Source organism: Aeromonas sp. FDAARGOS 1409, assembly GCF_019048705.1.
GTDB classification, from domain to species: Bacteria; Pseudomonadota; Gammaproteobacteria; order Enterobacterales; family Aeromonadaceae; genus Aeromonas; species Aeromonas sanarellii.
The window spans coordinates 1,779,098-1,798,293 of sequence record NZ_CP077395.1; the positions used below are offsets into that span (position 1 = coordinate 1,779,098).

Here is a 19,196-nt window from a genome sequence, read left to right on the forward strand (position 1 = left end):
AGGAACAACTATTGAGCGGGTTTCCCCCCCAAAGATGCGACAGTTTTATGTAACAACTTGCATCAACGACCAGCCCTTCCGCATCCGATTCGCTTATCTCGGCAGACTTTTTTATAATCCCGCAGCAAATTTCGGCCCGGAGCTGTGCCTTTATGTCTGTAAAGCCTGAAAAAGTGTCTGAATTGTTCGATTTCCGTCGCAGTGCCCGTGCGGTGCTGGACATAGAAAAACAAGCCATCGATGGGCTCTACCAGTACCTTGACGAAGCCTTCGAGCGCGCCTGCGAGATGGTGCTGCGCTGCGGCGGCAAGATAGTGGTGACCGGCATGGGCAAGTCGGGTCATATCGGCAACAAGATTGCCGCGACCCTGGCCAGCACGGGGACGCCCGCCTTCTTCCTGCACCCGGGCGAGGCCAGCCACGGGGATCTGGGGATGATCTCCGGCGGGGATCTCATCATCGCCATCTCCAACTCCGGCGAGAGCGACGAGATCCTGGCCCTGCTGCCGGTGCTCAAGCGTCGCGGCATTCCACTCATCTGCATGACAGGCAACCCGGCTTCCACCATGGCGAAAGAGGCCAATGTGCATCTGTGCATCAAGGTGGAGAAGGAGGCCTGCCCCCTCGGTCTGGCACCCACCTCCAGCACCACCGCGACCCTGGTGATGGGGGACGCGCTGGCCGTGGCCCTGCTGGAGGCCCGCGGCTTCACCGCCGATGACTTCGCGCTGTCGCACCCGGGCGGGTCCCTCGGCAAGCGGCTGCTGCTGCGGGTCGGCGATCTGATGCACAGCGGTGAGCTGTTGCCCAAGGTGGGGATAGATGCCACCATCAGCCAGGCGCTGCTGGAAGTGAGCCGCAAGGGGCTCGGCATGACGGCGGTGGTAGATGAACGGGGGCTGCTTGCCGGCCTGTTCACCGATGGTGACCTGCGCCGCATTCTGGATCTGCAGGTGGATATCCATCACACCCCCATCAGCCGCGTCATGACGGTTAATTGTGTTACCGTAGGACCTGAGATGATGGCGGCCGAGGCCGTCAAACTGATGGAAACCAGAAAGATCAACGGGTTGTTGGTCGTGGACGGGGAAAGACGTCCGCTGGGCGCCTTCAACATGCACGACCTGCTGAAAGCCGGAGTAATTTGATGCAAGACGTACCGACCCTCTATGGTCCGGTGACGCGCAGCCAGTACGAGAGGGCGGCGCAGATCCGCCTGCTGGTGTGCGATGTGGATGGAGTGCTCTCAAACGGCTTCATCTATATGGGCAACAACGGCGAAGAGCTGAAAACCTTCTGCACCCGCGACGGCGCCGGCATGCGGGCCCTGCTCAATGCGGGCATCGAGATCGCCATCATCACGGGGCGCAACTCCCGCATCGTCAGCGATCGCATGAAGGGCCTGGGGGTGCAGCACCTGGTGCAGGGGGCGGATCAGAAGCTGCCCCACTTCGAGGCACTGCTGGCCAAGCTGGGGCTGGATGCATCACAAGCAGCCTATATGGGGGATGACACCATAGACCTGCCGGTGATGCAGGCCTGTGGCCTGGGTATCGCCGTGGCGGACGCCCATCCTCTGGTGCTGGCGCGGGCCGACATGGTGACGCGGCTGGGAGGCGGTGTCGGTGCGGTGCGCGAGGTGTGCGATCTCATCCTCCAGGCCAAGGGCCTGGGAGACTATCAACCCGAGGCGTCGATATGAACAAGCAGACGGTGCTCTTCGGCCTGCTGTTCCTGGTGGCGCTGGCGGCCTGGCAGCTTGGCGAGATCGAGCTGGCCCCGGAGCCGACCACCAAGGTGGAGAACTTTCAGCCGGACTTCACCGCCAGGAACCTGGTGACGACCCGCTTCAACGAACTGGGCAAACGGACCGAACGGCTGGAGTCGGAATACGCGGAGTATTACCAGATCCTCGAGCAGGCCACCTTCGACAAGCCGGTGGTCTACATGTTCGACGAGAAGGGGGAGGCCGAGTGGAAGCTGACGGCCGAGACCGGGGTGCTCAACACCGATGACAATGTGATCCTGCGTGACAAGGTGCATCTGGACGGCCTGCTGCCGACCTCGTTCATCTCCACGCTGGACAGCCCTTATCTGGAGCTGGATCTGGTGACTCAGGAGATGAGAAGCAACCAGCACATCAGCATAGTGGGCCAGGAATTCCAGACCGAAGGCGTGGGCCTGAAGGGTCACCTGGAACGTAAATATTTCGAATTACTGGATAAAGGCCATGCCACTTATTTCAATGAAAAACGTTAATCTGGCCCTCACGACCCTGCTGCTGTGCGGCACCCTGAGCGCCAAAGAGTCCGACTTCGCCGAGAAGGTCTATGTGGATGCGGTCAAGCAAGTGGCCGAGATGCAGGACAACCGCATCACCTTCAGCGAGGACGTCATCATCACCCAGGGCACCATCAAGATTCAGGCCGACAAGGTGGTGGTGATCCGCTCCGGCGAGAAGGGGGCGGAAGTGATGACGGCCTATGGCAATCCGGCCACCTTCTTCCAGGTGCTGGACAACGGCAAGCCGGTCAATGCCCACGGCAACAGCATCCGTTATGAACTGAAGAACCGGCTGGTGACCATCACCGGCAACGGCCAGCTCAAGCAGGAAGACAGCCAGGTGAACGGGGATCTCATCCGCTACGACATCGTCAAACAGAAGATGATCGCCGAGAGCAAGGGGCCGGCCCAGCGCGTCAAGACGGTGTTCCTGCCGGATCAGGTCGAGAACTTCGACAAGCCCGCCGACCAGAAGAAGTAGGAAACAGAAACCATGGCAGTGTTAAAAGCAACGGGTCTGCAGAAGAGCTACAAGCGCCGCATGGTGGTCAGCGACGTGAGCCTGGAGGTGGGAACGGGCCAGATCGTGGGACTGCTCGGCCCGAACGGGGCGGGAAAGACCACCTCCTTCTACATGATCGTGGGCCTGGTGCAGCGGGATGCCGGTCTCATCACCATCGACGAGCAGGACATCAGCCTGCAGCCCATGCACATCCGAGCCCGCAACGGCATCGGCTACCTGCCGCAGGAGGCCTCCATCTTCCGGCGCCTGTCGGTGTTCGACAACCTGATGGGGGTCATGCAGACCCGCAAGGGGTTGAGCCGGGAAGAGCGGGAGGATAAGGTCGAACAGTTGCTGGAAGAGTTCAACATCACCCATATCCGCGACAGCCTGGGGCAGAGCCTCTCGGGCGGGGAGCGCCGCCGGGTCGAGATCGCCCGGGCGCTGGCGGCTGAGCCGCGCTTCATTCTGCTGGATGAACCCTTCGCCGGTGTTGATCCTATTTCCGTCATAGACATCAAGAAGATCATCCAGCATCTGAAAGAACGCGGGCTGGGTGTGCTGATCACCGACCACAACGTCAGAGAGACGTTGGATGTGTGCGAGAAGGCCTACATCGTCAGCCACGGCAAGATGATTGCCGAAGGTGCGCCGGCCGACATCCTCGCCGATGAGCAGGTCAAGCGCGTCTATTTGGGCGATCAATTCAGTCTATAGTAAGGGGGCACCCCTCATTTTTGTTAGGTGACTGCCTCGCTGAACATAAGGATATCCCGACGTAGATGAAGCCGACATTACAGTTGCGCCTCGGTCAGTCCCTGACCATGACGCCACAATTACAACAAGCGATTCGTCTGCTCCAGCTCTCCACCCTGGAACTCCAGCAGGAAATTCAGCAAGCGCTCGACAACAACCCCTTGCTGGAGCAAGAGGAGAACGAGGCGCAGGAAACCAGTGAGGCAGAGGCACAGGACGCCAGTCAACTCGACTCCAGCGATGCCATGGCCCAGGAGAGCATGCCGGACGAACTGCCGGTGGACACCACCTGGGACGAGGTCTACTCCGCCGGTACGGCCCAGAGCGCAGGGCCCATTCACGACGGGGAGGACAGCATCTATCAGGGGGAAACCACCGAAAACCTGCAGGACTACCTGCTGTGGCAGATGCGGCTCACCCCCTTCAGCGACGTGGATGCGGCAATCGCGCTGGCCATCATCGATGCCATCGACGAATCCGGCTATCTGACGGCCACCCTCGAAGATATTCAGGCTGCAGTCAGCAGCGAAGAGGTAGAAGTCGAACTGGATGAGGTCGAAGCGGTGCTCAAGCGGGTGCAGCATTTCGATCCGGTCGGCATCGCCGCCCGCTCGGTACAGGAGTGCCTGCTTATCCAGCTCGGCCAGTATTCGCCTGAATTGCCCTGGCTCAACGAGGCCAGGGAGGTGATCCGCGAGCACATGGATCTGCTCGGCAATCGCGACTATCGCACCCTGGCTCGCAAGACCCGCCTCAAGGAGAGCGATCTCAAGGAGGTGCTGGATCTCATCCAGCAACTGGAACCCAGGCCCGGCAACGGCATCATCCAGAGTGAATCCCAGTACGTGATCCCGGATGTGTCCGTGGTCAAGAAGGGGAGCAAGTGGGTGGTGGAGCTCAATCCGGACTCGGCACCGCGCATCCGTGTCAACGAGGCCTATGCGGCCATGGCGCGCAATGCCCGCAGCAGTACGGATACCCAGTTCATCCGTTCCCATTTGCAGGAGGCCAAGTGGTTCATCAAAAGTCTGGAGAGCCGCAACGACACACTGCTCAAGGTGGCCAGCTGTATCGTCGAGCAGCAGCAGGGCTTCTTCGAATATGGCGAAGAGGCGATGAAACCCATGGTGCTCAATGACATCGCCGAGGCCGTGGAGATGCATGAGTCGACCATTTCCAGGGTCACGACCCAGAAGTACATGCATACGCCCCGCGGCATCTTCGAACTGAAGTTTTTTTTCTCCAGTCATGTCAATACGGAGGGAGGAGGAGAGTGCTCATCGACCGCTATTCGTGCGCTCATCAAGAAGCTGGTGACGGCGGAGAACCCCGCCAAGCCGCTTAGTGATAGCAAGATCGCGGATTTGCTGGCCGAACAGGGTATTATGGTGGCGAGACGCACGATCGCAAAGTACCGTGAATCCTTGTTGATCCCGCCATCCAATCAGCGCAAACGCCTGGTTTAGGCAAACAGAAGGAAGACGTTATGCAAATCAACCTGACCGGACACCATGTCGAGATTACCGAAGCTCTGCGTGACTATGTGAACAACAAATTTGCCAAACTCGAGCGTCACTTTGACCATATCAACAACGTACATGTGGTGTTGAGCGTCGAAAAACTGAACCAGATTGCCGAAGCCAAGCTGCATGTCAGCGGGGGAGAGGTGTTCGCCAATTCGCAGCATGCCGACATGTATGCGGCGATTGATACCCTGCTGGATAAACTGGATCGGCAGATCATCAAGCACAAAGATAAGTTAAATCAAAAATAACTATGCAACTTGAACACATACTGAGTCGGGACTGCACCAAGAGTGCGGTCCCTTGTACCAGCAAGAAACGCGCGCTAGAGATCATCAGTGAACTGGCCGCAGAGCGCCTCGGTGCCTCCCGCCAGGTGCTGTTTGAGAGCCTGCTGGCGCGAGAAAAGATGGGCAGTACCGGGATCGGTGCCGGTATCGCCATTCCCCACGGCCGGATCGACGACGCTTTTGCCCCGACCGCCGTATTGATGACCTTCTCCGAACCCATCCCTTTCGATTCTATCGACAATCAACCGGTTGACCTGCTCTTTGCATTGCTGGTGCCGGAAAGCGAGTGCAAACAGCACCTCAAGACTCTTTCCCTGATGGCATCCAAGCTGGGTGACAAGGCCGTCTGCCGCCAGTTGCGCCAGGCGACCAGCGACGAAGAACTCTATCAGATCATGACGTCGGCCTGAGGCCGGGTCTGACACAGCCACGTTGGCGTGAGGGGACAAGATGCAGTTAATAGTGGTAAGCGGTCGTTCGGGCTCCGGCAAGACGGTAGCCCTGAGGGTGCTGGAGGATCTGGGGTACTACTGCGTGGACAACCTGCCGGTCAACCTGCTGCCCCAGCTGATCGTCTCGGTGGAGAGCCAGTATGACAAGCTGGCGGTCAGCATCGACGTGCGCAACCTGCCAGCCCAGACAGACAGGCTGGAGAGCCTGCTGAGCCAGGTTCGCAACGAGGGACGGGTGAAGTTTTCGAGCTTCTTCTTCGACGCGGACAACACCACCCTGCTCAAACGCTACGGCGAGAGCCGCCGTCTGCATCCCCTGTCCCGCAACAAGCTGTCGCTGGACGAGGCGATCCGGGAAGAGACCCATCTGCTGGCGCCGCTCTCCTCGACCGCCGACCTGCGCATCGACACCACCAACCTCAGCATTCACGATCTCAGCGAGCTCATCAAAACCCGGGTGCTCGGCAAGAAAGAGAACGAACTGGTGCTGGTGTTCGAGTCGTTTGGCTTCAAGTACGGCATTCCCAAGGATGCGGACTTCGTGTTCGACGCCCGTTTCCTGCCCAACCCGCACTGGATCCCCGAGCTCAAGCCCTTCACCGGCAAGGATGAGCCCGTGGCCAACTACCTCTCGAGCCAGCCCGACGTCATGCTGTTCATCCAGCAGATCGAGAACATGCTGGGGACCTGGCTGCCCCATCTGGAGCGCAACAATCGCAGCTATGTGACCGTCGGGATCGGCTGCACCGGTGGTCAGCACAGGTCGGTGTTCATCGCCGAGCGGCTCGCCAGCGCATTCCGGCTGCTTGGCAAGAACGTGCAGATCCGCCATCGCACGTTGGACAAGCGTTCAAACCCCGCCTGACACACAGGATGCTCAGATGACAGTTTCCGCCTCGGTAGAAGTCAAAAACAAGCTAGGCATTCACGCACGACCGGCCATGATGCTGTTCGAGCTGGTACAGGGATTCGATGCCCACGTGTTGCTGCGCAACGAGGACGGCGTGGAGGCCGACGCGGACAGCGTGATCGGCCTGCTGATGCTGGACTCTGCCCAGGGCAAACAGGTGGAGGTCCAGGTGGAGGGCCCCGAAGAGGTGGAAGCCCTGGCCGCCGTAGTGGCCTTGTTCACCTCGGGCTTCAACGAGGAGTAAACTCCCCCGTTGCCTCAGGGAGCGCTGCGCGCCAGCGCCTTGAAATCGGCAAACTCCCGACAAGCCAGCAGGTTCCTGCTGGCTTTTTCGTTCATCAGCGCCAGAAACAGGTCGTAAAGCCCCATGGCCTCCTCGTAGTCGGCCTTGGCGATGGTCAGCACGAAGATCAGGGTGGCGCTCTCCCCGTTGCCCCAGTCGATCCCCTGTGGGGCCAGCACCGTATAGACCAGGGTGCGGCGCGCCAGCAGACCGAGGGAGTGGGGCAGGGCGATGCCGTCCCCCAGCATTGTAGAGACGATCCGCTCCCGCTCCTGCAATGATCCCCGAAAGCCGGTTTCCACCAGGTCTTCTGCCTCCAGCTGGCTGCAGATGCGATCAAACAGCGCCGCCTGACTGAGAGGTTCATCAAGCACCATGAAGTGCTCGGCATCGAAGTACTTGTCGAGCAGGTAGGGGCGGGTGCGATCGACCAGCACTAGCTTGCCGAGCTGCTCCAGCTGGTACTGGGTCGGGAAGGGGGCCACCTGCACCACGGGGGCATTTTTCTCGCTCACCTTGACGGTACTGATGACGAAATCCTGTTCGACTCGCATCAGCCCCTCGTAATCCCGCACCGACTCCAGCGTGGTCAGCTGAAGCTGGGGGTATTCCCGCCGGATACGCGCCTCCAGCACCCGGAAGGTGGCGTTGCCCGCATCGCACAGCAGCAGCGCCTGGGGGCGCCGGGTGTAACCGATGTCATGGTGGCGCTCCAGGCCGACCCCGATGTGGATCACCAGGTAGCCTATCTCGTGATGGGTCAGGTGGTACGGGGTCTGCCTGATCCACTCCGAGATGGCCGCCAGGGTGATGTCGTAGGCGAGGGGATAGTACTGCTTGATGTGGTCCGCCAGGGGATTGTGGCTGCCAATCTGGTACTTGACCCGCAGCAGCATGGCGCCGATGTGGGTCTGCAGGTCGGCCCGCAATTGCGGATCGCCGCGAAGGTCATAAGGGTAGTGCTGGTGGATGTAGTCCAGCAGGTGCGCCACCAGTTGCTCGCTTTCGGTCGCCATGGCCGGGCTGAGCAGGGGCGTCTCCGCGGTGAGGCGTGCCTGGATCTGGATGGCGAGGCAGGCGATCTCCTCCTGCCCCGGCGGGGTCAGGGTCGGCAGCTCGGCATAGATGTCGCGGGCCACCGCAGCCAGGGCCGGCGTGATGTCGTCGCTGGCAAACTGCCGCAACTCGTGGCCGGACGCCTGGCGCAGCAGGGCGACGGCGCAGTAGACGGTGACTTGCTGCAGGCTCTCGTCGGCCAGACGCAGCTGATGGCGACCGAGTTGCTCGTGAATGTGGTTGCCTACTACCTCCAGCGTCTTGCTGGGGCAGAGGGTGGGCAGCAGGCTCTGGAGCGGATGCCGGTGCAGCAGCTCCTGGCAGAGCAGCTGGGTGAGGCAGGCGCGGATCGCCGTCTCGCCCCCCTGGATGCGCATCCCCAGCCGGGGTCTGCTGTCGATGGCGAGCCCGAAGTGGGCGAGCCGCTCCCGCACCTCCGTCATGTCACCCTGCAAGGCTGCCCGGCTCAGATACCAGGTGTCCGCCAGTTCGTCGAGCTTGATCCCCTGTTCCGCCGTCAACAGCAGGATCTGCAGGTGCAGCACTCGCTCGCGGCTGGTGCGGGGCAATCCGCTCTCCTGCTCCTGGGCCGCCAGCAGCGCCTCGAACAGCCCCTGATTGTAGATCTTGAGCTGATAGCCGCTGCCGCGCTGGTGGATCAGGTGGGCACCCCGGGTGGCGATGAGCTCGTTCAGGGTCGCCACGTCGGTACGCACCGTACGGGTAGAGACATTGAGGCGGCGGGCCAGCTCCTCCTGCGGCAGCGGCTCGGCGTGGAGCAGGGTGAGCAGTTGCTGGAGTCTGGGGTGGGGCAGCTTGATCATGAGGCGGGATCGGACTCCTGTCGCGGAATGAAAAATCGATGTTAACAAGGGGGTCATTGACAAGCCAGGCACCGCCCAGTGATCGGACCGGTGCCTGAGGGCGTCGCTATGCCAGCAGTCCTTTCATCGTGGCCAGCAGGGTACGCACGTCCTCGGGACGGGTCTGACCGCTCTCGCTGTCGATGATGGAGCTGTAGATGTGGGGGATCACCTTCTCGACCCCGGCATCCAGCGCAATCCGCACTATCTCCTGGAAGTTGTCGAGATCGATGCCGCCGGTGGGCTCCAGCCAGAAGCCGTGGCGAGCGCAGGCCTCGGCCACCGCCTGATACTCGGCGCGGCAGGCCAGCCCGCCCATGGGGAAGAACTTGACCGAGCTGCCGCCCATGTCCTTGAGCAGGGCGATGGCGGTGTCGATAGGAACTATCCCGTCCGGCTGCTGGGCACTGAGGGGGCCGGTGGAGATCTTCACCATCCCCGGGGTGCCGCTGGGGGAGACAAGGCCATTGACGAGGGTGTCAGACTGGCCGAGCAGTGCCCGGCTGGCGCCGACCCCGGTGAACACCTGGTTGACGTGCTGGGGTTGCAGCTGGCGAGCCAGCTCGGCCACCATGGCGGACTGGCGCGGATCGCCTGCCCCCAGCCCGATGGAGAGGGCGTTGTCGATAAGCCTGGCGTAAGCCTGCATGTCGGCCACCGCGGAGGACACATCCGGGTAGTTTTTGGAGAGCACACCGACCAGCACGTGGCCCTCGGCAGCCTCATAAATGTCGACGGCATTTTGTCGGGAGCCGGCCAGCACGTTGAGGCAGACCCGATCGCGGTAGTAATTGGGAGTCAAAGACATCAGTTGTTCTCCTGAACGAGGTGGGCGATGGCGGCATGGATCTGGTTGAGCTGGGGCTGGGTGACGCTGCGCACGTCTATCTCGATGTGCCCCTCGTTGGCCTTGTAGCCACGGCAGTAGATGGCAGGCGTGCCCTGCTGCAGGCGGGAGACCACTTCCACCGTGGTCATGCCGATCTGCTGGTGGTCGAAGGCGATATCGGTGCGGGCGATGTCGCGCCCCGCGCTGTCCCACACTACCTTGGCGCTGATGCCGGGCAACTGGTTGAGGCGCTCGATGAAGGGGGTCATCTTGGCGACCATGGCGGCGCCGCTCTCCTTCTCCTTGGCCAGGTAGCGCTCGATGGCGTGGGTGAGGCCGAGGATCCCCTCCTTGCCCACCTTCATGGCACGGCCGATGCCGTTGGCCTGCTGCTTGACCCACTCCACATACTGGCGCTTGCCGAGCACCAGCCCGCTGGTGGGCCCTTCGATGGCCTTGGCGCCGCTGTAGATGACCAGATCCGCTCCCTGGTTGTAGTAGAGACGCAGATCTTCCTCGGCCGCCGCATCGACGATGAGCGGGATCCCGTGGGCCCTGGCCACCTCGGCCGCCTCGGCCACCGACAGAATGCTCTTTTGCACGCAGTGGTGGGACTTGATGTAGAGGATGGCGGCGGTACTGGCATTGATGGCGGCGGCCAGCTGGGCGGCAGAGCACTCGTTGGCGTAGCCGGCCTCCACCACCTTGCCGCCACCCAGGTTGACCATGGTGCCGACGGGGGCACCGAAGTTCACGTTGTGTCCCTTGGGCAGCACGATGTCGCTCGGCACATTGTGGGCATGGGCGTGCAACTGCTCGAGGCGGTAGGGGTCGCCGCGCACTATCACCGCGGCCACCGACTGGGCGATGCCGGCGCTGGCGCAGGAGACCACCACCGCATCTTCAACGCCCAGCAGGTCGGCCAGGTAGGCGCCGGTCTTGTTGATCAAGTCTTTGACCTCGAAGTAGTGGCCGAGGCCGAAGTTGACCGCCTCGACCACCTCCTGCTCGGGGGTGGATACGCCGAGAATGGTCATGCGCCCGGAGGCGTTGATCACCGGTTTGAGCCGGTATTTCTCATACACGGAAGGCATGGTGTGATTTCCCATAGTGAGTCAGAACCAGTTCGCCACCGACCAGGGCGGCGAGGGGCATCAGTTGCCGATCGCCACTGCGGGCGCCGGCTTCGGTATCGGTAAAGAGGGTGGGGCCGTTCATCACCTCGAACAGGGTCAGATCGGCATCGGCGCCCACCTCGAGTCGCCCCTTGCCGGACAGGCGCAGGGCGTCGGCGGCCTGGTGGGTGACGCAGGCGAGCACCTGCTCCAGGCTCATGCCGATGGCGAGAAATTTCGACATCACGTGGGCCAGGCTGTAGACGGGCCCCTTGATGCGGTTCTTGCAGTAGATGTCGGAGCTGATGGTGTGGGGCAGGATCCCCTGCCGAATGGCCGCTTCCGCCACCTCGAAGCTGAAGCTGGCGCCGCCGTGGCCGATGTCGAGCAAGAGTCCACGCCGCATCGCTTCGCGCACCGCCTGGCGCAGCTCGCCCGCCGGAGTCAGGATGCGATTCGGCTTGCCGTTGAAGCAGTGGGTCAGCAGATCGCCGTCCCCCAGCAGGGCGACGATCTCGTCCAGATCCGGCGGCGTGTTGCCCACGTGCACCATGAGCGGCAGGTTGCCGTTGGCCTGCTGGATCTGCTTGGCCATGCGCAGGGGTTGCAGACCGTTCTCGCCCACCACGCTGCCGCTCATGCGTGCCTTGATGCCGACGATGAAGCCGGGGTGGCGGGCAATGGCCGCCGAGGCGAGATCCATGTCGAGGTCCCGGCTGTCGGCCAGCTCGTTCTGGCGCAGCAGGCCGATGCGGGAGATGTTGAGCAGGGCGTGGACCCGGGTCTTGCAGGTGGCGGCTATGCGCTGGAAGTCGTCCACGTCGTCGGCGCCCGTGCTGCCGGCGTCGATGACGGTGGTGACGCCGGACGCCACCCCCACCTTGTCCGGTTCATCGCAATAGATGGGGGAGGCGGGATAGCAGTGGGTGTGGCCGTCGATCCAGCCGGCGCTCACATGCACCTGTCCGGCCAGAGTGAGGGTTTGCTTCGCCTCCGTGGTCTCTGGCAGCGCACCCAGGGCCGCTATCCTTCCGTCCAGGATGGCGATGTCGACGAGTTGCCCGTTTCCCAGGCGTCCCGCCCTGATGATCATGTCGTACATGCTGATGGCCTCGACAAGGCCGCCCCGAGGGGCGGCGGTGATTCCGGGCTTATGCCAGGGCGATGGGGAAGAAGGTGCCGAACAGCATGGCTCCCAGGATGGCGCCACCCGTGATGGGCTTCTCCCAGAGGTAGAACACCAGGGCGCCCAGCAGGGATCCGATGCCGATGGGGATGGAGGCCCCCATGGCGGAGAGGATGATCAGAGGGCCGAGGAAGCGGCCCGAGCTGTTGCCGGCCCCCATCATGACGTCCGCCCCGTAGGTGGAGTCGCTCTGGTTGATGGTGAACTTGCGCGCCAGGATGATCACGTAACCGATGGCCAGACCAATCCCCATGCCGGTGATCAGGGAGGCGGTGAAGTTTTCCACCGGATAGACGATGCCTGCCCCCAGCAGCAGGGCGGGCACGCCAAGGCCGACCCCGGTCTGGATGGCGCCGCCGATGTCCAGGATCCCCACCAGGGAGCCCTCTATGATGCGGGCGAACAGGAAGCTGGCGCCAAAGGCGGCGACCGCACCGTAGGCGCCGGTGTCCATCCCGGCCTTGAGCATGGCAACGAAGGCCACCTCGTTGAAGGCACCGACCCCGTAGAGGTAGAACATATGGGTACCGGCGAAGACGCCGGAAGAGAGCAGGCCGACGAAGATGGGGAAGGACCAGTCGGCATACCAGAAGTTGTTTCTCAGTTTCTCATCCATGGTGTGATCCCTTATTTGCCGCTCAGCAGGTTGTGGACGTTCTCCAGCCACAGGGGGATCCCCAGGTGGAAGGACTCGATCAGTTTCATGTCGAAGCCGCGGAAGAAACCGCTCAGCACGAACAGCAGCACGATGGCGCTCATCATGACGCGGGTGACGTGGTTCCAGCCGCTCTCTTCGACACCCTTGCCGATCAGGATGCCGAGCACCAGACCCGGTACGGCGTTGCCCATGATGAGCTGGGCCAGACCGCCGAAGATGGTGGCCCAGAAGCCGGACTTCTTGCCCGCCTCGATGGCGGCCAGCCAGAAGATCACCGGCATGACGGTGTTGACCAGCAGGTTGGCGGCCGGCACCAGCACCTTGACCGCGGTGACCTGCAGGGCGGCGGGGACGGCGGCGGCCGTGCTGTTGAGGAAGGCGACCACGATGGCGCCAATGATGCCGCAGGCGATGGCCATCTTCCTGGGGTCGTGCAGGGTGGTGGCGAGATCCCGGTTCTTGATCATCAGGGCCGCCGCGCCCCAGTTCGGCAGGATGCGGTGATCCACGTCCTGGGTGAAGGCGCCGGCCGCGACCGTGGAGGCCCAGGCGTTGAAGAAGAAGCCCAGACCGAACGAGAAGTGGGAGGCGGGATCCCCTTCACAGGAGTTGAGCTCACCCAGGGTACGGAAGGCTCCCATGCCCTGTACGGTCGGCGCGTGGAACATCCGTGCCGCGCCGGCCCCCACCCCGACGCCTACCAGGCCGCCGATGATGAGTGACTTGATAAATATGATTAGAAACATCCAACGTATCCTTCTTGTGGGGTGGTACCCGCGGGCGGCGTCACACCAGGGTGAACACCACTTGCTCGGCATCCAGACTGGTGACCTTGACGGTGATCGCCAGCCGGACCCGGAACTCGCGGCGCTGGCGTGGCAGGAAGAAGAACAGAAACTTCTCCACCCGTACCGATTCCTCGGCCTCGAGCACCTCGACCTCAATCGGTTCGATGCGCAGCATCACCTTGGGGCTCTCCTTGAGCAGGCTGGGTTGCACCTGGCTGAGGGCGGCGGCGAACGCCTGCTGGCGGGTCGCCCCCTTGCCGTTGACGGTGACCCGGGTGGTGAACTGCTCTTTCATCAGGCGCGTCCGTGTTTCTTGGCGAAGGCCTCGACCAGCTTCTGGCCCAGCTCTTCCTTGTCCATGAAGCCGAAACCCAGCACCACGCACCCCTCGTTGATGGCGGTGACGCCCTCCTCGATGGAGCGCATGCCGTAGCGGCACTTGTAGCCGTACTTGGTCTGGGCCGTGATGGCACCGGCGCCGCCGCTGCCGCAGAAGGAGATGCCAAGGTCGGCCTGCTCCCTGTTCATCACGTCACCGAGCTTCATGTCGGCGGCCATGCCGGGGATGACGGTCACGGTAGCGCCGGCGGCTTCTGCGCCCGCTCCCACTTTCTGACCCTTGCCGAGACGATCTCCAATCACGAGTTTGATGGCTGTCATTTAGCTTTCTCCTTTGACTGAGCTGAGCTCATTTTCTTTGGCAACTTCGAAATGGACGGACAACAGGTGCGCCTCCTCGTAGGCGAGTCGCTCCAGCCAGCTGACGACCTGCTCCGCCAACCGCAGGGAGAGCGGTGAGATCTCCTCGAACAGGCTGAGGTCGACCTCCGGCAGGGATTCCCCGCTATGGGAGCGCCACACCATGGCCTTGACGTGGGAAGCCAGCATCTGCTGCTGTACCTCGTTGGGGCGTATGCCCTGATCCGCCAGCAGGTTGTGGATGCGGGCCAGGGTGAGATCGGTCTTGCGCAGCAGCGCCGGGCTGTCCGGGGTCAGGGGGGCGTCATGGGTGTCGGTATTCAAGGTCTGCTCTCCAGGCTGGCAGAAAGGATGGGAGCACCTTAAGGCGGGGGGGCGGCGGAGAGGAGGCAGGGTTTTTCCGATTCGAAATGGAAATCCGGAGGAAACGGCGTCGGGAGAGGCCATTTCTGTGGTCAAGAGGGGGAAAAGGGGGGATCAGGGGACGGTGGGGCGTGATCGGAGTCGCGTTTTGGCGGTTCCGCTCCCCGAGGCCGCATCGGTGAAAACCGTGAGTCATCTCACGAACAAGCGGGAGCCGGAGGGCTGCAGATACAAGAAAGGGCCCTCTCGGGCCCTGCGAAGGTGTGTCGGTCAGGTGGCGGGGACGGCGCCGCTGGTCGGCAGGTTCTGATTCTGGTAGCGCAGATCCTCTTCGATGACGACTTCGACGTCCAACGGCTTGCCATTGCGGATCACCGAGATGATGAGCCTGGTGCCGGGGCGGCTCTCGACGATCTTGTCCATGACGGGACGTACGCCCGTGATGGCCTCGCCGTTGATCTTGAGCAGCACGTCTCCGCGCCTGAGGCCGGCCTTGGTGGCGGGACCGTTGGGATCCAGGCTCTCCACCACCAGGCCCTGCAGATCTCCGAGGTTCAGCATGCGCGCCACTATGGGGTTGATCTCGACGCTGGAGATGCCGAGGTAGCCTCGGATCACCCGGCCGTTGGCGATCAGCTCGTCCATGATGCGCTTGGCCAGCTTGTAGGGAATGGCGAAGCTGATGCCGTAGCTCTCCTGGTTGCCGTTGAGGTGGTAGGCGGCGGTGTTGATGCCCACCAGGTCGCCGCGGGCATTGACCAGAGCCCCCCCCGAGTTGCCCTCGTTGATGGCGGCGTCGGTCTGCAGCAGATCCTGCCGGCCGTTGCTGTCCGGCCCCATGCTGGAAAGGCCGATGCGGCCGGTGGCACTGATGATTCCCTGGGTGATGGTCTGGCCGACGTTGTAGGGGTTGCCGATGGCGAGCACTACGTCCCCCACGTCGGGCAGACGCTCCGGATCCTGCGGGATCACCGGCAGGTTGTCCGATTCGATGTAGAGCACCGCCAGGTCGGTCAGCTGATCGGTGCCGACCAGCTCGGCGCTGAATACTCGCCCATCCTGCAGGGCGACAATGATCTGATCCGCGTCGGCGATGACGTGATAGTTGGTGAGCACGTGGCCGCGCTGGTTCATGATGACGCCGGAGCCCAGCCCCTGGGGCCTGAGTTCAGCTTTTTCACCGCGATTGCCGGCGAAGCTGCGGGTGTAGATGTTGACGACGGCCGGGCCGGCCCTATGGGCGGCGTAGGAGAAGCTCAACTCGCGGGCATTGGTGATGAGGCCCGGCAGGGGAGCGCCGCCGCGAAAACTGGGAAACAACAGCAACAGGAGTGCAGCCACGGTGAGGCCAAAGCCGACAGACTTGCCCAAGTAACTGATCAAAGGTGGGATTTTCATGTCATTCTCGTCCGTACACGCTGCGCGCAGAGAATAACATCATCGGTGGATAAAAATCACCCGCGGCGGTTGCCGCGGGTGTGAGGGACTTAACGGATCACCAAATAGAGGGAGGAGTCGCCGCGCTGGATGTTCAGCGCCAGCACGTCCGGCTTGTTCTTCAGTGCCTTGGTCAGTTCACCCATGGAGTTGATGCGCAGGCGGTTGACCCCGATGATGATGTCGCCCTTCTGCAGGCCGGAGGCGGCCGCAGGGGAGCGCGGATCGATGTCGGCCACGGCCACGCCGGTCACCGGCTCCGTGGTGGTGCTTAGCTTGGCCCCTTCCAGTGCCGGGTGCAGGGCGCTGGCGAGGATCTCGCTGTCATCGGCCTTCTTCAGGGTGACCTTGACGGTCTGCTCCTTGCCGTCGCGGATGAGGCCGAGGGCGACCTGCTTGTCGGCCCCCATGGTGGCGATCTTGGCGCGCAGCTCACCGAAGGAGCGGATGGGCTTGCCGTCGATGCTGATGATGATGTCGCCCGCCTTGATACCCGCCTTGGCGGCGGCGGAGTCGGGCATGACCTGGTTGACGAAGGCGCCGTCCTTCTTGTTGTAGCCGAAGGTCTTGGCGATCTCGCTGGTGAGCTCGGTGCCGGTGATCCCCAGCTGGCCGCGGCGCACTTCACCATACTTCACGATCTGCTCGGACAGGTCGCGCACCATGTTGGACGGGATGGCGAAGCCGATGCCGATGTTGCCGCCGTTCGGGCCCAGGATGGCGGTGTTGATGCCGATCAGCTCGCCGCGCAGGTTGAGCAGGGCGCCACCGGAGTTGCCCGAGTTGATGGCCGCATCGGTCTGGATGAAGTTCTCCAGGTTCTCGATGTTGAGGCCGCTGCGTCCCAGGGCGCTGACGATGCCGGAGGTGACGGTCTGGCCCAGGCCGAACGGGTTGCCGATGGCCAGGGCGTAGTCACCCACCCTCAGCTCGTCGGAGTCGGCAAACTTGATCTGCACCAGATCCTCGGCCTTGATCTGCAGCAGGGCGATGTCCGACTGCTTGTCCTCGCCGATCTTCTTGGCCGCGTATTCGCGACCGTCTTTCAGATTGACCTTGATCTCGTCCGCCTCGTGGACCACGTGGGCGTTGGTGATCACGTAGCCCTTCTTGGCATCGATGATGACGCCGGAGCCCAGCGCCTGGAACGGCTGCTCGCTCACCTGCTCGTCAGGCATGTTGGGGCCGAAGAAGAAGCGGAACTGTTCCGGCAGACGCTGGCGGGTGATCTTCTTGCCAGAGACGGAGATGTTGACCACGGCAGGGGTCACCTGCTCGAGGACGGGGGCCAGGCTCGGCATCTCCTGGCTGTTCGCCGACAGGGGCAGGGCGGCTTGTGCCGGTGCTGCGGACAGGGCGATACCGACACTGAGGGCTAAGACACTGAATACAGAAAGAGGTTTACGCATATGAGAAACAGCTCCCAGAAAAAGTTGCAGTGCAATCGTCAAGGTCTGACCACGATAAGGCGTAATTAGTTCCACCAGAGACTAGCCTGGCTGCTTGAGCAGACCGGAGGCACCCGCGTAATCGCGGGGGGGCTGGCCCGGCTCTTCACCGGTAGAGGCGTCGCTTGTCTCTTCCACCTGGGCTTCACGGAACAGCGGCTCCTGCGCCTTGGCCAGGAACTTGCTCTGTTCGGCCATGTGGCGATAGAGGGTCTGGTACTGTTCGGCCAGTTGCTCCATCAGGGCGGCGCTGTCGGCGAAGTGGGTGGTGATCTGGCCCTGATAGCTCTCCAGCTCCTTGTGAGCCTTTTTCAGCTCCTGTTCCAGGCGTCCGGCATCCCGGCTGCGGACAGTGAAACGGCCGATCAAGACGCCGATGATCAGGGCGGCAACCGCCAGCAGGATCCCGTTAAGCAGAGTCATAGAAGCTCCTTGTTACAGCTAAATCGATGAATTTGAAGCGGTCGGATTGACCGCAACGCCTCGTTGGCACTATACCGTGCCCCCCGAGAGCGTGATACCATTTTGTCCCTCATTCAGGGACTTGGAGGCGGTTTACAGGATGACCCCGCAGCAAAAATATCAGCAGGATTTGCAGCGTCCCGGCTTTGTGGCCGACCCGGCTCAGGCCATGGCCGTGGCCCGCCTGGAGCGACTCTATCAGGATCTGTGTGCCAGCCCGACTCCGACCAGATCCCGCGGCCTGCTGGGCTGGCTGCAAAAGCCGAAGACCCGCGACCCCATCCAGGGGTTATATATGTGGGGCGGTGTGGGCAGAGGCAAGACCTGGCTGATGGATACTTTTTTTGAGAGTCTGCCGGGAGAGCGCAAGTTGCGCATCCACTTCCACCGTTTCATGCACAGGGTGCATGACGAGCTCAAGGGGCTGACCGGGCAGGCCGATCCACTCAAGCTGATCGCCTGCAAGCTGGCCGACGAGACAGATGTCATCTGTTTCGACGAGTTCTTCGTTTCAGACATCACGGATGCCATGCTGCTGGGCACCTTGTTCCAGGCGCTGTTCGGGCACGGCGTGGTGCTGGTGGCCACGTCGAACATACCGCCGCAGGATCTGTATCGAAACGGCCTGCAGCGGGCCCGTTTCCTGCCGGCCATCGCGCTCATCGAGCGCCACTGCGAGGTACTCAATGTGGATGGGGGCATCGACTACCGTCTGCGCACCTTGGAGCAGGCGGAGATCTATCACTTTCCGCTGGACGAGCAGGCCAGGTGCAACCTCGACCGCTATTTTGGGCAACTGACCGGGTTGCCTCAGGCGAGCCCCACCACGCTGGAGGTCAATCACCGCCAGCTGAGCGCGTTGGGGATGGGGGAGGGGGTGCTCTACATGGAGTTTGAGCAGCTCTGCTGCACCCCCCGCTCCCAGGGAGATTACATCGAACTGGCCCGGGAGTTTCACACCGTCCTGCTGGCCAATGTACAGCCCATGGGCTCGGGGACGGACGATGCCGCCCGCCGCTTCATCGCCATGGTGGACGAGTTCTATGAGCGGCACGTCAAGCTCATCTTGTCGGCGGCGGTGCCCATGCAGGCGCTCTATGGCAACGGCCTGCTGAATTTCGAATTCAAGCGTTGCCTTTCACGGCTCCAGGAGATGCAATCGCACGAATACCTTGCCAGAGTGCACCTTCCTTAGTCACAATACCGCGCCTGCCAGTCGGATGGGCATCTGCGGCAGGTAGGGCCGGGCGACATTTGCTGGTTTCATGGCAGTGAAATTAGCAGGTGATATTT

23 protein-coding genes are annotated in these 19,196 nt (G+C 62.4%); 11 read left to right on the forward strand and 12 right to left on the reverse strand.

Annotated features, from left to right (window positions below; translation table 11 throughout):
• Positions 1–152 precede the first annotated feature (152 nt).
• From I6L39_RS08435 to npr, 10 genes are all read left to right on the forward strand, one after another.
• Entirely contained in the window at positions 153–1,148 is a 996-nt protein-coding gene (locus I6L39_RS08435) for a KpsF/GutQ family sugar-phosphate isomerase (protein ID WP_042074411.1), read from the forward strand.
• A complete protein-coding gene (gene kdsC, locus I6L39_RS08440) occupies positions 1,148–1,702 on the forward strand; it encodes a 3-deoxy-manno-octulosonate-8-phosphatase KdsC (protein ID WP_042074412.1) in 555 nt (184 codons plus the stop codon). The genes I6L39_RS08435 and kdsC overlap by 1 nt, the downstream gene beginning before the upstream one ends.
• Positions 1,699–2,259 (forward strand): LPS export ABC transporter periplasmic protein LptC, encoded by a 561-nt coding sequence (lptC, locus tag I6L39_RS08445; protein ID WP_042074414.1) that lies wholly within the window; start codon positions 1,699–1,701, stop codon positions 2,257–2,259. Before kdsC ends, lptC begins: the two co-directional genes overlap by 4 nt.
• Positions 2,246–2,764: a lipopolysaccharide transport periplasmic protein LptA gene (gene lptA / locus I6L39_RS08450; RefSeq protein WP_042074415.1), complete on the forward strand. Its 519-nt coding sequence runs from the start codon at positions 2,246–2,248 to the stop codon at positions 2,762–2,764. The genes lptC and lptA overlap by 14 nt, the downstream gene beginning before the upstream one ends.
• 12 nt (positions 2,765–2,776) lie before the next feature.
• The gene (gene lptB / locus I6L39_RS08455) at positions 2,777–3,502 is read left to right on the forward strand and encodes an LPS export ABC transporter ATP-binding protein (protein WP_010675872.1); all 726 of its coding nucleotides are present in this window, start codon (positions 2,777–2,779) and stop codon (positions 3,500–3,502) included.
• A gap of 65 nt (positions 3,503–3,567) precedes the next feature.
• Positions 3,568–5,007, forward strand: coding sequence for an RNA polymerase factor sigma-54 (locus tag I6L39_RS08460; protein ID WP_042074418.1), 1,440 nt, complete (start codon positions 3,568–3,570; stop codon positions 5,005–5,007).
• Between the two features lie 20 nt (positions 5,008–5,027).
• The gene (gene hpf / locus I6L39_RS08465; RefSeq protein ID WP_005305957.1) at positions 5,028–5,315 is read left to right on the forward strand and encodes a ribosome hibernation promoting factor; all 288 of its coding nucleotides are present in this window, start codon (positions 5,028–5,030) and stop codon (positions 5,313–5,315) included.
• 2 nt (positions 5,316–5,317) lie between these two features.
• The gene (gene ptsN, locus I6L39_RS08470; RefSeq protein ID WP_010675870.1) at positions 5,318–5,764 is read left to right on the forward strand and encodes a PTS IIA-like nitrogen regulatory protein PtsN; all 447 of its coding nucleotides are present in this window, start codon (positions 5,318–5,320) and stop codon (positions 5,762–5,764) included.
• 40 nt (positions 5,765–5,804) lie between these two features.
• On the forward strand, positions 5,805–6,671 hold the full coding sequence (gene rapZ, locus I6L39_RS08475; protein WP_042074423.1) for an RNase adapter RapZ: 867 nt from the start codon (positions 5,805–5,807) through the stop codon (positions 6,669–6,671).
• Between the two features lie 16 nt (positions 6,672–6,687).
• Positions 6,688–6,960 (forward strand): PTS phosphocarrier protein NPr, encoded by a 273-nt coding sequence (npr, locus tag I6L39_RS08480; RefSeq protein WP_042074425.1) that lies wholly within the window; start codon positions 6,688–6,690, stop codon positions 6,958–6,960.
• A 14-nt stretch (positions 6,961–6,974) separates the two neighbouring features.
• Here the strand turns inward: npr and I6L39_RS08485 are convergent, their stop codons facing one another.
• The 12 genes from I6L39_RS08485 to I6L39_RS08540 all read right to left on the reverse strand — a co-directional run bounded on the left by I6L39_RS08485 (position 6,975) and on the right by I6L39_RS08540 (position 17,864).
• Positions 6,975–8,879, reverse strand: coding sequence for a transcription antiterminator (locus tag I6L39_RS08485; protein WP_216991541.1), 1,905 nt, complete (start codon positions 8,877–8,879; stop codon positions 6,975–6,977).
• 106 nt (positions 8,880–8,985) lie between these two features.
• Positions 8,986–9,726, reverse strand: coding sequence for a KDGP aldolase family protein (locus I6L39_RS08490; RefSeq protein ID WP_216991542.1), 741 nt, complete (start codon positions 9,724–9,726; stop codon positions 8,986–8,988).
• Entirely contained in the window at positions 9,726–10,841 is a 1,116-nt protein-coding gene (locus I6L39_RS08495) for a DgaE family pyridoxal phosphate-dependent ammonia lyase (RefSeq protein WP_216991543.1), read from the reverse strand. Before I6L39_RS08495 ends, I6L39_RS08490 begins: the two co-directional genes overlap by 1 nt.
• Positions 10,825–11,964 (reverse strand): amidohydrolase/deacetylase family metallohydrolase, encoded by a 1,140-nt coding sequence (locus tag I6L39_RS08500; protein WP_216991544.1) that lies wholly within the window; start codon positions 11,962–11,964, stop codon positions 10,825–10,827. The genes I6L39_RS08495 and I6L39_RS08500 overlap by 17 nt, the downstream gene beginning before the upstream one ends.
• A 49-nt stretch (positions 11,965–12,013) precedes the next feature.
• Entirely contained in the window at positions 12,014–12,664 is a 651-nt protein-coding gene (locus tag I6L39_RS08505; protein WP_042074435.1) for a DUF4310 family protein, read from the reverse strand.
• 11 nt (positions 12,665–12,675) lie between these two features.
• Positions 12,676–13,452 carry a DUF4311 domain-containing protein gene (locus tag I6L39_RS08510; RefSeq protein WP_216991545.1) on the reverse strand — a complete coding sequence of 259 codons (777 nt, stop codon included), beginning with the start codon at positions 13,450–13,452 and terminating at the stop codon, positions 12,676–12,678.
• 40 nt (positions 13,453–13,492) lie between these two features.
• A complete protein-coding gene (locus I6L39_RS08515; protein ID WP_216991546.1) occupies positions 13,493–13,789 on the reverse strand; it encodes a DUF4312 family protein in 297 nt (98 codons plus the stop codon).
• Positions 13,789–14,154 carry a glycine-rich SFCGS family protein gene (locus I6L39_RS08520; RefSeq protein ID WP_216991547.1) on the reverse strand — a complete coding sequence of 122 codons (366 nt, stop codon included), beginning with the start codon at positions 14,152–14,154 and terminating at the stop codon, positions 13,789–13,791. Before I6L39_RS08520 ends, I6L39_RS08515 begins: the two co-directional genes overlap by 1 nt.
• Entirely contained in the window at positions 14,155–14,517 is a 363-nt protein-coding gene (locus I6L39_RS08525) for a transcriptional regulator (protein ID WP_216991548.1), read from the reverse strand.
• 309 nt (positions 14,518–14,826) lie between these two features.
• Positions 14,827–15,954 (reverse strand): outer membrane-stress sensor serine endopeptidase DegS, encoded by a 1,128-nt coding sequence (degS, locus tag I6L39_RS08530; protein WP_042078460.1) that lies wholly within the window; start codon positions 15,952–15,954, stop codon positions 14,827–14,829.
• Positions 15,955–16,043: 89 nt separating this feature from the next.
• Entirely contained in the window at positions 16,044–17,402 is a 1,359-nt protein-coding gene (locus I6L39_RS08535) for a Do family serine endopeptidase (RefSeq protein ID WP_216991549.1), read from the reverse strand.
• Between the two features lie 81 nt (positions 17,403–17,483).
• Positions 17,484–17,864: a YhcB family protein gene (locus I6L39_RS08540; protein ID WP_216991550.1), complete on the reverse strand. Its 381-nt coding sequence runs from the start codon at positions 17,862–17,864 to the stop codon at positions 17,484–17,486.
• Positions 17,865–18,003: 139 nt separating this feature from the next.
• On the opposite strand from I6L39_RS08540, the gene zapE reads away from it, so the two are divergent.
• Positions 18,004–19,098 carry a cell division protein ZapE gene (gene zapE / locus I6L39_RS08545; RefSeq protein WP_216991551.1) on the forward strand — a complete coding sequence of 365 codons (1,095 nt, stop codon included), beginning with the start codon at positions 18,004–18,006 and terminating at the stop codon, positions 19,096–19,098.
• Positions 19,099–19,196 lie beyond the last annotated feature (98 nt).

What these genes read in the sequence shown, in the direction of transcription:
- I6L39_RS08435 (WP_042074411.1), top strand. Translation starts at nt 153, where the DNA reads ATGTCTGTAAAGCCTGAAAAAGTGTCTGAATTGTTCGATTTCCGTCGC.
- kdsC (WP_042074412.1), top strand. Translation starts at nt 1,148, where the DNA reads ATGCAAGACGTACCGACCCTCTATGGTCCGGTGACGCGCAGCCAGTAC.
- lptC (WP_042074414.1), top strand. Translation starts at nt 1,699, where the DNA reads ATGAACAAGCAGACGGTGCTCTTCGGCCTGCTGTTCCTGGTGGCGCTG.
- lptA (WP_042074415.1), top strand. Translation starts at nt 2,246, where the DNA reads ATGAAAAACGTTAATCTGGCCCTCACGACCCTGCTGCTGTGCGGCACC.
- lptB (WP_010675872.1), top strand. Translation starts at nt 2,777, where the DNA reads ATGGCAGTGTTAAAAGCAACGGGTCTGCAGAAGAGCTACAAGCGCCGC.
- I6L39_RS08460 (WP_042074418.1), top strand. Translation starts at nt 3,568, where the DNA reads ATGAAGCCGACATTACAGTTGCGCCTCGGTCAGTCCCTGACCATGACG.
- hpf (WP_005305957.1), top strand. Translation starts at nt 5,028, where the DNA reads ATGCAAATCAACCTGACCGGACACCATGTCGAGATTACCGAAGCTCTG.
- ptsN (WP_010675870.1), top strand. Translation starts at nt 5,318, where the DNA reads ATGCAACTTGAACACATACTGAGTCGGGACTGCACCAAGAGTGCGGTC.
- rapZ (WP_042074423.1), top strand. Translation starts at nt 5,805, where the DNA reads ATGCAGTTAATAGTGGTAAGCGGTCGTTCGGGCTCCGGCAAGACGGTA.
- npr (WP_042074425.1), top strand. Translation starts at nt 6,688, where the DNA reads ATGACAGTTTCCGCCTCGGTAGAAGTCAAAAACAAGCTAGGCATTCAC.
- I6L39_RS08485 (WP_216991541.1), bottom strand. Translation starts at nt 8,879, where the DNA reads ATGATCAAGCTGCCCCACCCCAGACTCCAGCAACTGCTCACCCTGCTC.
- I6L39_RS08490 (WP_216991542.1), bottom strand. Translation starts at nt 9,726, where the DNA reads ATGTCTTTGACTCCCAATTACTACCGCGATCGGGTCTGCCTCAACGTG.
- I6L39_RS08495 (WP_216991543.1), bottom strand. Translation starts at nt 10,841, where the DNA reads ATGCCTTCCGTGTATGAGAAATACCGGCTCAAACCGGTGATCAACGCC.
- I6L39_RS08500 (WP_216991544.1), bottom strand. Translation starts at nt 11,964, where the DNA reads ATGTACGACATGATCATCAGGGCGGGACGCCTGGGAAACGGGCAACTC.
- I6L39_RS08505 (WP_042074435.1), bottom strand. Translation starts at nt 12,664, where the DNA reads ATGGATGAGAAACTGAGAAACAACTTCTGGTATGCCGACTGGTCCTTC.
- I6L39_RS08510 (WP_216991545.1), bottom strand. Translation starts at nt 13,452, where the DNA reads ATGTTTCTAATCATATTTATCAAGTCACTCATCATCGGCGGCCTGGTA.
- I6L39_RS08515 (WP_216991546.1), bottom strand. Translation starts at nt 13,789, where the DNA reads ATGAAAGAGCAGTTCACCACCCGGGTCACCGTCAACGGCAAGGGGGCG.
- I6L39_RS08520 (WP_216991547.1), bottom strand. Translation starts at nt 14,154, where the DNA reads ATGACAGCCATCAAACTCGTGATTGGAGATCGTCTCGGCAAGGGTCAG.
- degS (WP_042078460.1), bottom strand. Translation starts at nt 15,954, where the DNA reads ATGAAAATCCCACCTTTGATCAGTTACTTGGGCAAGTCTGTCGGCTTT.
- I6L39_RS08535 (WP_216991549.1), bottom strand. Translation starts at nt 17,402, where the DNA reads ATGCGTAAACCTCTTTCTGTATTCAGTGTCTTAGCCCTCAGTGTCGGT.
- I6L39_RS08540 (WP_216991550.1), bottom strand. Translation starts at nt 17,864, where the DNA reads ATGACTCTGCTTAACGGGATCCTGCTGGCGGTTGCCGCCCTGATCATC.
- zapE (WP_216991551.1), top strand. Translation starts at nt 18,004, where the DNA reads ATGACCCCGCAGCAAAAATATCAGCAGGATTTGCAGCGTCCCGGCTTT.